Annotated in this window: 13 protein-coding genes; 8 read left to right on the forward strand and 5 right to left on the reverse strand. The window is 64.0% G+C overall.

Going from position 1 to position 12,947, the window contains the following annotated elements:
- Together ACIPIJ_RS06795 and ACIPIJ_RS06800 are read right to left on the reverse strand one after the other, a co-directional pair.
- Entirely contained in the window at positions 1–462 is a 462-nt protein-coding gene (locus tag ACIPIJ_RS06795) for a response regulator (RefSeq protein ID WP_401074136.1), read from the reverse strand.
- A gap of 15 nt (positions 463–477) precedes the next feature.
- Entirely contained in the window at positions 478–2,748 is a 2,271-nt protein-coding gene (locus ACIPIJ_RS06800; protein ID WP_401074139.1) for an ATP-binding protein, read from the reverse strand.
- Positions 2,749–3,012: 264 nt separating this feature from the next.
- Here ACIPIJ_RS06800 and ACIPIJ_RS06805 point away from each other — a divergent pair, with 264 nt between their 5' ends.
- The 7 genes from ACIPIJ_RS06805 to ACIPIJ_RS06835 are packed head-to-tail and all read left to right on the forward strand — an operon-like array spanning position 3,013 to position 9,360.
- The gene (locus tag ACIPIJ_RS06805; RefSeq protein ID WP_401074142.1) at positions 3,013–3,540 is read left to right on the forward strand and encodes a spore coat U domain-containing protein; all 528 of its coding nucleotides are present in this window, start codon (positions 3,013–3,015) and stop codon (positions 3,538–3,540) included.
- A gap of 28 nt (positions 3,541–3,568) precedes the next feature.
- Positions 3,569–4,105, forward strand: coding sequence for a spore coat U domain-containing protein (locus tag ACIPIJ_RS06810; protein WP_401075706.1), 537 nt, complete (start codon positions 3,569–3,571; stop codon positions 4,103–4,105).
- Between the two features lie 19 nt (positions 4,106–4,124).
- The gene (locus tag ACIPIJ_RS06815; protein WP_401074144.1) at positions 4,125–4,658 is read left to right on the forward strand and encodes a spore coat U domain-containing protein; all 534 of its coding nucleotides are present in this window, start codon (positions 4,125–4,127) and stop codon (positions 4,656–4,658) included.
- A gap of 9 nt (positions 4,659–4,667) precedes the next feature.
- Entirely contained in the window at positions 4,668–5,171 is a 504-nt protein-coding gene (locus ACIPIJ_RS06820) for a spore coat U domain-containing protein (protein WP_401074147.1), read from the forward strand.
- A gap of 38 nt (positions 5,172–5,209) precedes the next feature.
- Positions 5,210–5,986 (forward strand): molecular chaperone, encoded by a 777-nt coding sequence (locus tag ACIPIJ_RS06825; protein WP_401074149.1) that lies wholly within the window; start codon positions 5,210–5,212, stop codon positions 5,984–5,986.
- A gap of 60 nt (positions 5,987–6,046) precedes the next feature.
- Complete coding sequence (locus ACIPIJ_RS06830) at positions 6,047–8,392, forward strand: fimbria/pilus outer membrane usher protein (protein ID WP_401074152.1); 2,346 nt, start codon at positions 6,047–6,049, stop codon at positions 8,390–8,392.
- Positions 8,389–9,360 (forward strand): spore coat protein U domain-containing protein, encoded by a 972-nt coding sequence (locus ACIPIJ_RS06835; protein ID WP_401075708.1) that lies wholly within the window; start codon positions 8,389–8,391, stop codon positions 9,358–9,360. The genes ACIPIJ_RS06830 and ACIPIJ_RS06835 overlap by 4 nt, the downstream gene beginning before the upstream one ends.
- A 72-nt stretch (positions 9,361–9,432) precedes the next feature.
- Here the strand turns inward: ACIPIJ_RS06835 and ACIPIJ_RS06840 are convergent, their stop codons facing one another.
- From ACIPIJ_RS06840 to ACIPIJ_RS06850, 3 genes are all read right to left on the reverse strand, one after another.
- Entirely contained in the window at positions 9,433–10,581 is a 1,149-nt protein-coding gene (locus tag ACIPIJ_RS06840) for a M14-type cytosolic carboxypeptidase (RefSeq protein ID WP_401074154.1), read from the reverse strand.
- Between the two features lie 273 nt (positions 10,582–10,854).
- Positions 10,855–11,370, reverse strand: a complete 516-nt coding sequence (locus tag ACIPIJ_RS06845; RefSeq protein WP_401074157.1) for a DUF4880 domain-containing protein — start codon at positions 11,368–11,370, stop codon at positions 10,855–10,857.
- 436 nt (positions 11,371–11,806) lie between these two features.
- Positions 11,807–12,118 (reverse strand): DUF6124 family protein, encoded by a 312-nt coding sequence (locus ACIPIJ_RS06850; RefSeq protein WP_401074159.1) that lies wholly within the window; start codon positions 12,116–12,118, stop codon positions 11,807–11,809.
- 130 nt (positions 12,119–12,248) lie between these two features.
- On the opposite strand from ACIPIJ_RS06850, the gene ACIPIJ_RS06855 reads away from it, so the two are divergent.
- Positions 12,249–12,914 (forward strand): LexA family protein, encoded by a 666-nt coding sequence (locus ACIPIJ_RS06855; RefSeq protein ID WP_401074162.1) that lies wholly within the window; start codon positions 12,249–12,251, stop codon positions 12,912–12,914.
- Positions 12,915–12,947 lie beyond the last annotated feature (33 nt).

The raw sequence follows: 12,947 nt of genomic DNA on the forward strand, positions 1-12,947 counted from the left end.
TCAGTTGCTGCCACGCCGGTTCAGGCGCAGCGAGCCGGGTGGGGGTTCGTTGAGCACCGCCCAGAACACCCCAAGGTCGGAAATCGCCGCAACGAACTCCTTGAACTCCACGGGTTTGACCACGTAGGCATTGACCCCAAGTTCATAGGCGCGCAGCAGGTCGGGCTCTTCGCGCGAGGAGGTCAGCATCACCGTCGGGATGCTGCGCAGCTCGGCCGTGGCGCGCACTTCCTTGAGCACTTCCAGGCCATCGACCTTGGGCAGTTTCAAATCCAGCAGCAGCACCGCCGGGTTGCCGTCGTCGCGTTCGGCATAGGCGCCGCGGCGCAGCAGGTAGTCGAGGGCATCGGCACCGTCGCGCAAGACGATGACCTCATTGGCCAACTGGCTGCGTTCCAGGGCCAGGAGCGTCAGCTCCAGGTCCCGGGGGTTGTCTTCGACCAGCAGGATAGGTTTGAGCATGATGGTTCGGGTGCCTCAGGGGTTCTCTGGATGACGGGGTAGGGTGAAGTGGAAGCTGGCGCCCTGGTCGACCTGGCCTTCGGCCCACACTCGGCCATCGTGGCGCTCGATGATCCGGCGTACGCTGGCCAGGCCGATCCCGGTGCCTTCGAAATCTTCCATGCGGTGCAGGCGCTGGAACACGCCGAACAGTTTGTTGGCGTAGGCCATGTCGAAGCCTACGCCGTTATCGCGAATATAGACCTCGGTTTCCCCGGCGTGTTGCCGCGCGCCGATTTCGATGCGCGCAGGCTCACGGCCACGGGTGTACTTGATGGCGTTGGCCACCAGGTTGTGCAACGCGAGGTTGATGAACGCCGGGTCGGCGATTACCTTGGGCAGCGGCGCGACCTCCCAGATGATGTCGCGGCCCTCATAGTCGGGCGCCAGTTCCTGGCGGATGGCTTCGACCAGGGCATTGAGGTCGACATCCGACAGGCGCAGCGCCGAGCGGCCCATCTGCGAGAAGTTGAGCAGGTTGTCCACCAGGCTGCCGGCGAACTGCGCGGCCTCCTCGATGTGCTTGAGGAAGCGCCGGCCGCGCTCACTCAGGCCCTGGCCTTCGATTTCACCGAGCAGTTCGGTGTAGCCGGCGATATGCCGCAACGGCGCGCGCAGGTCGTGGGACACGCTGTAGGAAAACGCTTCGAGTTCCTTGTTCGAGCGGCGCAGCTCGTTGGCCAGCTGCGCCAGCTCCTCGGCCTTGCGCAGGACGATGCCGAGCACGGCGGTGCGCAGCTCCGTCACACCTTCGACCATCAACGGGTCCCACGGCTCACAGTAGCCGCTGAGCTGTTCTTGCCAGTGCTCGAAGCTGTGCCGCGGGTTGAGCGCGCCCTGCGCGCCAATCTGCTTCTCGGGGCGCCCGGCCCAGTTGACCGTGCGCACCTGTTCGGGGCGAAACCACAGCAAATAGTGCGAATGGATCTGCGAGATGGCCACCGCCAGTACGCCACCGGCGTGCTCGGCCAGTTCGGGCAGTTCGTCGATGTCACGGCGCACGTTGTCAGTGTGGAACACCGTTTCGTCATCGCGCTGGCCCAGCCAGTGCACCAGGGCATTGACCTGCGCGGCGGGGGGCGTCTGGCCGAACAGGTCGCAGCGCTCGGCGCTGATCACCGCCGCGCCGCTAGCTCCCGCGAATGCCAGCAGCACTTCGGGCAGTGCGCGCAGGCCATCGCTGACGCTGTCATGGTCGGCCATCGAAGAGATCATCCGCACGATGTGCTGGCGCAGGTCGAGCAGTTTCTGGGTATTGGCATGGGACTCGCGCGACTCGATCTGCAACGACAACACACTGGCCAGCAGCTCGCAGGCGGTGCGGGTGCGCAGCTCGACCGGGCGGGTTTGTTCGTGGTGGCACGAGACCAGGCCCCACAGCTGGCCGTCGACCACGATCGACAGTGACATCGACGCCAGGGTACCCATGTTGCGCATGTACTGCAGGTGCACCGGCGAGACGCTGCGCAAGGCGGCAAAACTCATGTCCAGCGGCTTGCCGGTGCGCGGGTTGGTGCCCGGCACCAGCGGTGAGGCCTGGTAGTTGGCGTCTTCGATCACGCGGATACGGTTGACCCGGTACAGCTCGCGGGCCTGGCGTGGGATGTCGGACGCCGGGAAGCACAGGCCGAGGTAGCGCGGGTAGCCCTCGTCGGCCACTTCGGCCAGCACCTGGCCATTGCCTTCGGCATCGAAGCGATAGGCCTTGACCCGGCCAAAGCCGGTGATGCGTTTGATTTGCAGCACGGTCTGCTGCAGCAGTTCTTGCAGGTTACTGGCGTTGTTCAGGCTGCTGACGAAGCCGCGCACCAAGGGATAGTAGTCACCCTGATCGGCAAGCCCGGCCGTGTGGCGAACCGGTTCGAATTCGGCGATCAGCACCTGGTCGTGGCGGTGGGTGAGCAGGCGCAGCCTCTCTGTGCTGGGTGCACCTTGGCGCAGGCGGACATCGCCGATGTGGAACGGGAAGACGTCGTCGCTGGGCAAGCGTTCGAGCTGGGTGCGCAGGTCGAAGCTGTCGCTGATCACGTCGGTGAAGGCGCAGCCCTCCAACGCCCGAGCGGGCACGCCCAGCCAGCGTTCGATGTTGTCGCTTGCCTGGAGAATCCGCAGGTCCTGCTCGTCGAGCACCAGCATGAAACCGTGGGGCTGGATGCTACCCGGCACCTGGATCGGCTCCTGGGCGCAACGTTCCACGGCTTCGGCGAGTGCGGTGTCTGCGGTCGTCAATGAATACGCTCCTGTCATGTTCGTCCATGCATGGCGCGCATGCGTCTGATCCCGACCCGGTGGTCGCAGTGCACCGTAACAGAATGTGCATTACGTTGCCGGCCTATGGCCATTGGAGGCATTGGATGCTCATGGGTTCGCTGTCGGCGGGAATTTTTTGTCAGGGCCCTTTTACAGCCCGCTAGATCTTTGGCGTTATCACAAAAGAATGGCACCCAGCCATCACGCCTTTGCCACCGGCTGCTACGCTGAAACCTAGAATAAATGAACAAGGAACGTGATGTGACGGAACGCTTTCTGGCCGCGCTGTTGGGCCTGTTGTTGAGCGGCAGTGCCGTAGCAGCGGACTTCCTCGTCGAGGTGCGGGTCCAGGTGCAGCGGGGCTGCATGCTGGTCAACCAGCAGCGCGATGCAGGTGCACAGGCGCTGGGCCGAATCGACCTGGGTGTTGCCGCACGTCTGGACAGCCCGGGCGCCCCGTTGAGCGGGGTGCTGCTGAACCGGCGCCCGCCGCGGATGGAATGCAACCCCGACACGCCCTACCAGGTGCGCGTCGATGGCGGCCAGCACGGCGGCATCGGTGAGCTGCGCTTCCTCGCCAGTGACGATGCCAAGGCCCGGCCGATTCCCTATCGCCTCTACCGCGACGCGGCCTGGCGCGAGCCGGTGGCTGTGGGGGAACCGCATGCCGCACGCGTGCCTGACAGTGGCACGGTCGAACTCCCGCTGTACGCCCGTATCGACAAGATGGCCTGGGTACCCCGCGCCGGGCAGTACGCCGACCTGCTCAAAGTCACGGTCACCTGGTAGCGAGGCCGCCATGCAAGGACGTCACGGCATGAACCGCACCTCGATCCTGCTGCTCACCCTCGGCCCGCTGCTGTTGCCAGGCGGCGCGGCGCATGGCACCACCAGTGGCTTCATCCAGGCGCGCCTGGTGATCAGCGCGGCCTGCCAGATCAGCAGCGGCGACCAGCCGCCCGCCACCCTCGGCAACCCTGGGCTGATGGACTTCGGCCAGCGCGGCCCGAACTGGGACCAGCCCCTGCGCACCCGGGTCGACGAGGCCGGCGGCGAGGGCAGCCTGCAGATCAGCTGCACGCCCCAGGTCAGGGCCTTCAATGTGCGCATCAATGCCGGCATGAACGGCAGTGATGGCGTGCGTAGGCTCAGCAATGGCCGCGACATGATCCCCTATCAATTGGCGGTCGACCCGAGCGGCAACAGCCGTTACGGCATCGGCCAGGCCCGTGCCTTCACCATCAGCAGCAGCGAGCAGGTCCCGATTCCTATCTACGGCGTGGTGGTGGCGCAACCGCGCGCGCTGCCGGCCGGGCTGTACCGCGACACCCTGAGAGTGACCCTGGACTGGTAATCAACGCAAGGAGACTCCGATGCGAACGAACCTCACCCACTGCATCCTCGCCGGCCTCGGCCTGGCGTTGGCAGCTCACGCCCAGGCCGCCACGGTGACCGGGACCATCAGCTCGACCCTGACATTGACTGCGGCCTGCCAAGTCAATGGCAGCGCCGGCACCTCGGGGTTGAACTTCGGTACCTTGAGCTTCGGCACCCAGGAAGCGCTGTTCACCACCGCCAACGGCCAGGTGCTGGGCGGCGGCGGCGGTGCCATGAGCATTCTTTGCTCGGCCGGCACGGTGCCGGCGATCCGTGTGCGCGCGGGCGCCCATGACGGCGCATCGAGCGGCGGCACCCGGGCACTGGCCGATGGCGCCGGCAACTTCGTGCCGTACGACTTCTACACCGACACCGGGCGCACCCAATTGCTGGCGATCGACGGCACCATCACCCTGCCGACCAGCACTGGCGTGGCGCAAACCGTCAACCTTTATGGTCAGGCACGCGGCAAGGCAGGCCTGCCGGCAGGGGTGTACACCGATACGGTGGCTGTCGAGCTGTCGTTCTGAGCCGCGGCCATGCGCCGTTGGCTGGGTGGCTGCCTCACAGGGCTTGGGGTGTTGCTGACCACGCCACTGGATGCCGCGACCAGCAGCACGTTCCAGGTCTCGGCGACCATTGCGGCGGGTTGCCTGGTGGTGGGCGGCGTCACCAGCTATGGCGTGCTCAATTACGGCACCCAGTCGGCATTGTCTACCGGAATCCTCAGTACCTCGCTCGGCGGCACCACGGTGACCTTCCAGTGCACGCCGGGGGTGAGCTTGAGCATGAGTTTGGATGCAGGGCAGAACGGGGTGAGCGGCACGCGTTACCTCAAGCGCGGCGGCGGTACCCAGGTGTTGGCTTACCAGCTGTACCAGGACGCGGCCTACAGCCAGAGCATCGCGGTTGGCCAGAGCGTGACCCTTAACAACAGTGACCCGACGGCGATCAAGCTGTCGGTGTACGGCCGCACGCAACTGACCGGCCTCCTGCCGGCAGGGGTTTACACCGATGTCGTGCAGGTGGCGGTGACCTGGTGAAACAACCGGGCCCCTGACAATGAACCAAGGAGAGTGGCATGCGGGCAGGCGCGAAGTGGGCGCAGGGTTTGATCGGGTTGTTGCTGCTGGCGAGCGTGCCGGCGTGGGCGGCCACCTCGGTGCTGATCTGGCCGATCGACCCGGTACTGGAAGCTGATCAGAAGGCCGGCGCGCTGTGGCTGGAAAACCGTGGCACGGCCCCGGCGAGCTTGCAGGTACGGGTTTTTGCCTGGCGCCAGGGCGATTACCAGGAACAGTTCCAGGCCCAGCGCGACATCATCGGCAGCCCGCCGGTCGCCACCATCGCCCCCGGGCAGAAGCAACTGATCCGCCTGACCCGCACCGGCAGCTCGCCGGCCGGCCAGGAGCAGGCCTACCGCATCATCATCGACGAAATCCCCTCACCACTGCCGACGGATAACGCCAACCAGGGCACGTCTGCGGCCATCCGCCTGCAGATGCGCTATTCGGTGCCGCTGTTCGTTTATGGCGAAGGCTTGTGGGGCAAGCCGGACCCGGACGGCAAGCGCAGCGCCAGCGGCGTTGGCAAACCCCAGCTGAGCTGGCGGCCGGTGACGGTGCAAGGCAAGCCGTATGTGGAATTACGCAATACCGGCCCGGTGCATGCCCGCCTGACCGACGTGGTGGTGCAGCAGGGCGGCCAGGCCAAGCCATTGACCGAAGGGTTGCTCGGCTACGTGCTGCCCGGCGCCAGCATGCGCTGGCCGGCCCCGGTGGCACCGAACAGCAGCGGCGTACTGAAAGGGAGGGTGAACGGCCAGGACACGGCCGAAGCGATCCGGCAAGGGCAATGAGCCCGCTGCCGAATGAGGGACAAGGGCCAGGGAGGACCCGGCAATGGTCGGATTCCGTGTGTGAAATGGCTGTCGCGGGCGACACGCCGCTGGTACCTGGGGCTGGCCGTTATCGGCCCCTGCCTGGCAGTGGCCGAGGACTTGCCACCGCCGCCCAGCGAAGCGGCCGCCGTCGCCGATGCCACGTTGTACCTGGACCTTCTGGTGAACCAGGTGCCCAGGGCTGAGTTGGTGCCGGTCCAGCAACGGGCTGGCCGCCTGTTCCTTGACAGCGAGGTCTTGCGCGCGACGGGCATTGCCCTGCCGGGTGCCCCCGAGGGCGAAGTGGCCCTGGATGGTGTGGCTGGCCTGCACAGCGACTACGACGCGCAGAACCAGCGCCTGCTGCTGCAGGTGCCCCCGGCCTGGTTGCCAGACCAACAGTTCGGCGACCGCAACCTGTACCCGGCCAGCGATGCGCGCAGCAGTTTTGGCGCGCTGTTCAACTATGACCTGTACCTCAACGACACCGACGAGGGCGGCACTTACCTGGCCGCCTGGAACGAGCTGCGCCTGTTCGACAGCTGGGGCACCTTCGCCACCACCGGCCAGTGGCGCCAGTCGTTCAACGGTGCGCAAACCGACGACAGCCGGCAGGGCTTCCTGCGCTACGACACCACCTGGCGCTTCACCGACGAACAGCGCCTGCTGACGTATGAGGCTGGCGACTTCGTCACCGGTGCCTTGCCCTGGACCAGCTCGGTGCGCGTCGGTGGCCTGCAACTGTCGCGCGACTTTGCCGCACGCCCGGACCTGGTCACTTACCCGTTGCCGGCCTTTGCTGGCGAGGCGGCGGTGCCGACGTCGCTGGACCTGTTCATCAATGGCTACAAGTCCAGCACCGCCGAGTTGCAACCCGGGCCGTATACCTTGACCAACGTGCCGTTCATCAATGGCGCCGGTGAGGCGGTGGTGGTCACCACCGATGCCCTCGGCCGCCAGGTATCCACTACCTTGCCGTTTTACGTCACCAGCAGCCTGCTGCAAAAAGGCCTCTCGGACTTTACCGTGGCTGCCGGCAGCTTGCGCCGCGACTATGCTGTACGCGATTTCAGCTATGGCCCAGGCGTCGCCTCGGCCAGCCTGCGCCATGGTGTCAGTGACTTCTTCACCCTGGAAAGCCATGTCGAGAGCGCCGAATCGCTGTTGCTCGGCGGCCTGGGCGGCAACCTGCGCATTGGCACTTTCGGGGTACTCAACGCCGCCTTGGCGCAGAGCCAGTTCGACGGCGAAAAGGGCCATCAGGTTGCCCTCGGTTACCAGTACAACAGCCAGCGCATGGGCTTCAGCTACCAGCGCCTGCAACGCCACGGCGACTATGCCGACCTGAGCCGCGTCGACACACCCGACATGCAGCTGAGCCAGCGCAGCGAGCAGGTCACCCTGAGCCTCAACCTCGACCGCTTCGGCAGCCTCGGCGCCGGCTATTTCGATGTGCGCGCCGGCGACGGCACCCGCACGCGGCTGATCAACCTCAGCTGGAGCAAGCCGCTGTGGGGTAACAGCAGCCTCTACCTGTCGGCCAACCGCGAGGTCGGCGACAGCCAGTGGGCGGTGCAGGCGCAGGTGGTGATCCCGATCGACTTCAGCGGTACCCTGGCCCTGAGCACGGAGCGCAGCAAGGAAGGCGAAGAGCTGCAGCGCGTCAACTACAGCCGCGCGGTGCCGGTGGGTGGCGGGGTTGGCTACAACCTGGGTTATGCCACCGGTGGCGACCGCGATGCCTACCGCCAGGCCGATGTCACCTGGCGCCTGCAGTCGGTGCAATTGCAGGCTGGCGTGTACGGCACCAGCGGCGAGATGACCCGCTGGGCCGACGCCAGCGGCTCGCTGGTGTGGATGGATGCTGGCGTGTTTGCCGCCAACCGTATCGACGATGCCTTTGTGGTGGTCAGTACCAATGGCTACGCCGATGTGCCGGTGCGCTATGAAAACCAGGAGATCGGCCGCACCGACAAAGGCGGCCATTTGCTGGTGCCCTATAGCAGCGGCTACTACCGCGGTAAATACGAAATCGACCCCATGGACCTGCCGCCCGACGTGCTTGCGCCGGATGTCGAGCAGCGCGTTGCAGTGCGCCGTGGCAGCGGCTACCTGCTGGAGTTCCCGCTCAAGCGCGTGTTGGCGGCGAGCCTTGAGCTGGTCGATGGCAATCAGCAGCCGCTCAAGCTGGGCAGCACGGTCACCCACCAGGAGAGCGGTAGCCAGGCGGTGGTGGGGTGGGATGGCCTGGTGTACCTGGAGAACCTGTCGCCGCACAACCGCCTGCAAGTGCAGTTGGAAGGAGGAGGGCAGTGCCAGGTCGAGTTCGAGTTGCCGCAGGTAGAGGGCTCGATCCCATTGATCGGCCCCTTGGTGTGCCGGTGAACGGGCTGATGCGTGGCCTGCTGCCGGCCCTGTTGATGCTATCGGCAAGTTCGGCCTGGGCATTGTGTTCGTCGCCTGCGACCGCGCCTGCGGCGTTCGGCACCATCAACTCGACGCTGGTGCGCAATGCCGTGCAAAACGCGTCGACAACTAACGCGGGGCTGCAATGCACGGGGTCGTTATTGTCCTTGCTGGTGAATAGCGATCACTTTTACCTCACTATCACGTCTACCGGCAGTGGGCTGCTGGGGCCGACCGGCGATATCATCCCGTATACGATCTACGCCGATAACACGACCAGCTACCCCATCGCCCGTGGCACGCAGTTCGACTTTGCCCGCAACGGGCTGATCGACGCGCTGGGGTTGCTCAATGGCAATTCGCCTAAAACCGTGCCGCTGTATTTGAAGACAGTGGTCGGGGCCAATGTCGCTGCGGGTGTATATACCGAGACGCTGAGCCTCGCCTGGGTCTGGAACTACTGTTCTGGGATCGGGCTGGGCAATATCTGCCTGGGGCGCGATACAGGCTCAGGAAACCAGACCCTCACGGTAACGATGACGGTCAGCAACGATTGCCAGATCACCACACCCAGCATCAACTTCGGCAGTGCGCCGGTGGTGGCGGGGTTCGGTACTGTGAGCCAGGGCATAAGCTTGTCGTGCACCAAAGGCAGCAGTTACACGGTGGGGTTGGATGATGGCCAGAATGCCTCTGGCGGGCGACGCCGGATGAAGTCTGCGGCCAACAACTACCTGGCCTACGACATTTTCAAGAGCGCCGGTGCCGTGCGTTGGGGTTCGCTAACCAGCGCAAGGCGCTCAAGCAGTGATGCCGATGTGAACCCGGGGGTGGGTACCGGGACCGGTAGCCAGGTGTTCAATTACAACGCCAAGGTCTATACCGACCAGGCGACACCGCCGGCCACGACCTATACCGACAACGTGATTCTCGATGTGCAGTTCTGATCAGCTGTGCCTGTTTGGGCCTTTTCGCGGGGTTATCGGGGCGCCGAACCGCCGCGAAGAGACCGGCCCTGATCAGCGCAAATCGTCAACCATCTTCAGCAAGGTCTCAAGTACCGCCCCCGCCAACGCCTTCGACCGTTCCCCCGACCAGCCAGTAACCGGGTTGGGCGCATCGTCATGGTCCTTGAACGGCATCTCCAAGGTCAGCGACAAGCAGTCATACGCCATGCCCACCGCATTGCACGCCAGTGTGGTGTTAGCCTGCCCCGGCTCATCGCGGGTATAGCCATATTTCGTCTGGAAGTCCGGCGTGACGCTGCTCAGCGTACTGCGGAACTGCTCCTCAAGGTTGGCCAGCCGCGGCGTGTAACCTGGGTTGCCTTCGCAGGCCGCCGTGAACACATGCGGGATCTCTTCATCCCCATGCACATCGATGAACGCATCCACACCGTGTTGCTTCATCTGCGCCTGGGCGAAGAACACCTCAGGGCTCAACTCGACGCTGGCATCCTGCCAGGCCCGGTTCAGGTCCTTGCCCTTGAAATTGGTGCGCAGGTGGCCGAGGAAGGCGCCATCAGGGTTCATGTTGGGGATCAGGTACAGGTCGGCCTTGGCCAGCAGCTGCTGCACGACGTCATCATTGGCTTGCAGCCGGTCGATCACACCCTCCAGGAACCACTCGGCCATGTGCTCGCCTGGGTGCTGCTGGGCAATCAGCCACAGCTTGCGCTTGCCCGCTGCACCGTCGCCTGCGCGCAGCAGCGGAATGTCGCGGCCCTGCACGCTGCGGCCATGGGCCAACAGCTCGACCCCTTCGATCTGCTGGGCACGCTCGATCAACTGGTTGTGGCGCGCGCGCGGGTAGGGCTCGAAGTAGGCGAACCAGATCTGCTCCTGCTCGGCCTTCACTTCAAAAGCCAGCGCCTTGCCATCGAACTGGCTGGGCACTCGGAACCAGCTTTGCTGATCGTAGGACGCCACAGCGTTGTAGCCGCTCCATGCGTTCTTGTAGGAAGACTCGCTGGCGTTGTCCAGGCTGAAGCGATGGACCTGACCCGGCGTAAGGCCGCTGACCTTGAAGTGGAACCACTGGAAGTGGCCGCTGTGGGTGTCCGGGCGGATGGCCAGGTGAACCTGTGCCGGGTTGCTGGCATCCAGGACCTGGATGTTGCCGGAATCGAAAGCGCAGTCGATCTGCAGGGGGGACAGCGTCACGGTCATTGGCGAGGCTCCTTGGGCTTTATTGTGGGGGTACTGTACACCGCTCACTGGGACGATTGGGCACAGAGTATTGCGCCGCGCTGGTATTGCGCAGATCTGGAAGAGCGCCGATGGCACGGACTTGGCGGGATTGGCGGGGCTTTGTATGTCGGGATGGAGTGGAGGCTACTTGAGGCCTGCCTTGGTTTTTGTGGTGATGCGCAAATCGATCGCCGCGCGGGCGGCGCTCGATCTGATAGATGCTGAAGATCTTGTGGCAAGCCCTATGCCGTTTTACGCCCAGTAGCCAAACATCAACAGCGCCGCAACCCCCAACCCAACCGCAATCGAACACCCACCCAACGACAGCGCCGCACGCCCTTGCCGGTACCAGCCATCCTGGCCGAGCTCGCGTGCTGGGGCCAGCAGGCTGCGCCAGCGCAGTTCAGTGTCATGGAAGGCCTGCAGGTGGGCCGGGTCGGCATCGAGCCAGCGACGGAAGTCGATGCGCTCACACGCGGTCGCCTCCGGGCTTTGCAGGCGCACATACCATTGCCCGGCAATGCTGGCCAATGCGTCGCCCTGTGCACGTGCTGTTTGCAGGGCCTGGTTCATGTGCCGTTCGATGCTCAACAAGGGCAGGTCGAGGCGGGTGGCGATGCTGGTGAAATCCAGTTGGTCGAGGCGGTTGAGCAGGAAGACTTGCTGGACACGGCGCGGCAAGCGCTTGAGCCCATGCAGCAGGGCATCGTCGGCGTCGTGGCCGGTAGCGGGCGTTGGGTGCTCAAGCGGCAGCAGCAGACGGCTCATGGACAGCTCCTTGCTCGACAGGGGTGGGGTGGGGGCATCTTCCTTGACGCGGAATCAGAGTAGGCGAAACGAGATTGATTCTCAAGTGCTGATTCCGCAAAGTTTTGTAATGAGCATTCACGCCCTGACACACTTTTGCTATCATCGCCGCCATCAACGATCTTCATTAGCCTGAAGAGCCAAAAAAAAGACCCGGCAAAAAAGCCGGGTCAAAAACCGTGATTAGCCTGATGAGGAGATAATCTGAGAGCGACCTAAGCTCCAGGTTATCCAGCGGATCTCGCGATCAGCTGAGTGCAATAATAATCGTTATCATTTGCCAGTCAAATGATTTTTCACTTATTCCGGTAAAAACTTTTACCGGAGCGCTTCCTTGTCCCGGCAATCGGGGCCTTCGCCGTTCCAGGCCATCACGTTTGTCCCTTCTTTTCCCCGTCTACAGCCCAGTCTGCATGGTGCGTTTGTGCTCCAGCAGGGCCCTGGCCATGTCCATCATGTGCATGAGCGCGAAGGTCAATTCACGGTGGCTGCCTTCCTGGTGGCTGGCCGTTTCGTGGGCGGTGGCGGCGGCGCAGCGGAGCAGCGCGATGGCATGTTCCTGGGCTTGCTCGCCAGTGACCCCCTCGTGAAGGGTCCAGATACGGTTGTGCTCGCTGGGGCGGGCGGGGTTGGGGTTGAGGTAATAGTCGAGGGCGCGGCGGGCCGCTTCGCTGTCGAGTTCTGTTTCGTCGTTTTTCGGTGGTTTCATCCTGATACCTGCGCATGCCAATAGGGGATAGGTCCGGGTTGATACTAATACCTTATGTATTTATTGGCGTTCTGATAAATAATACTGAATGTTTATTGAGCGCTAGAAGGCAGTCCGTATCGTGCCAGCGATGAATATGGATAAATGGATTGCCCTCGTCCGTGACCGGATGGAGGAGCTCGATATCTCTCAAGAGCAGCTCGCCGAACGCGTTGGGGTTTCCCAGGGCAGCGTGGGCCATTGGGTGAACAAGCGGCGCCAGCCCAAGGTCGATTCGATGAACCGGGTGTTCGTCGAACTGGGCATGCCGCATTACCACGTCAGCCTGCAGTTGAGCGTGCTCGGGCAGGTGGGTGAGCAAAGCGGCCGCTACGAGGTGGATGACGCTGACGACGCCATCGACCTGATGCAATACGTCGTGTGTTTCCGCTATCCGGTGCTGGCCTGGGATCGACTGGGAGCCTGCGAAGCCGTGGAACCGGCCCTCTACGAGCAGACCGAGTACCTGGCGCAGGGCAAGGCGTTCTGGTTGACCGTGGAGAACGATGCCATGAGCACGGCCAGCGGCCGTAGCGTGCCCCAGGGCATGCGCATTCTGGTGGACCCGGGGCTGGAGGCCGAGGCCGGGCGGCTGGTGATTGCGCGGCAGCCAGGCAAATCGGCGATTCTTCGGGAACTGGCCGAAGAGGGCGGGCAGTATTATCTGAAGGCGCTGAACAGCAGCTACCCGGCATTGGTGTGCGAAGAAGGCTGTGAGTTTCTCGGCGTGGTTGTGCGCGTGCACGGCGTCTTCTAGGCTGCAGGGGCTGCAAAGCAGCCCCTTGTCGAC

The organism is Pseudomonas sp. NPDC087185, assembly GCF_044744955.1.
Classification (GTDB): Bacteria; Pseudomonadota; Gammaproteobacteria; order Pseudomonadales; family Pseudomonadaceae; genus Aquipseudomonas.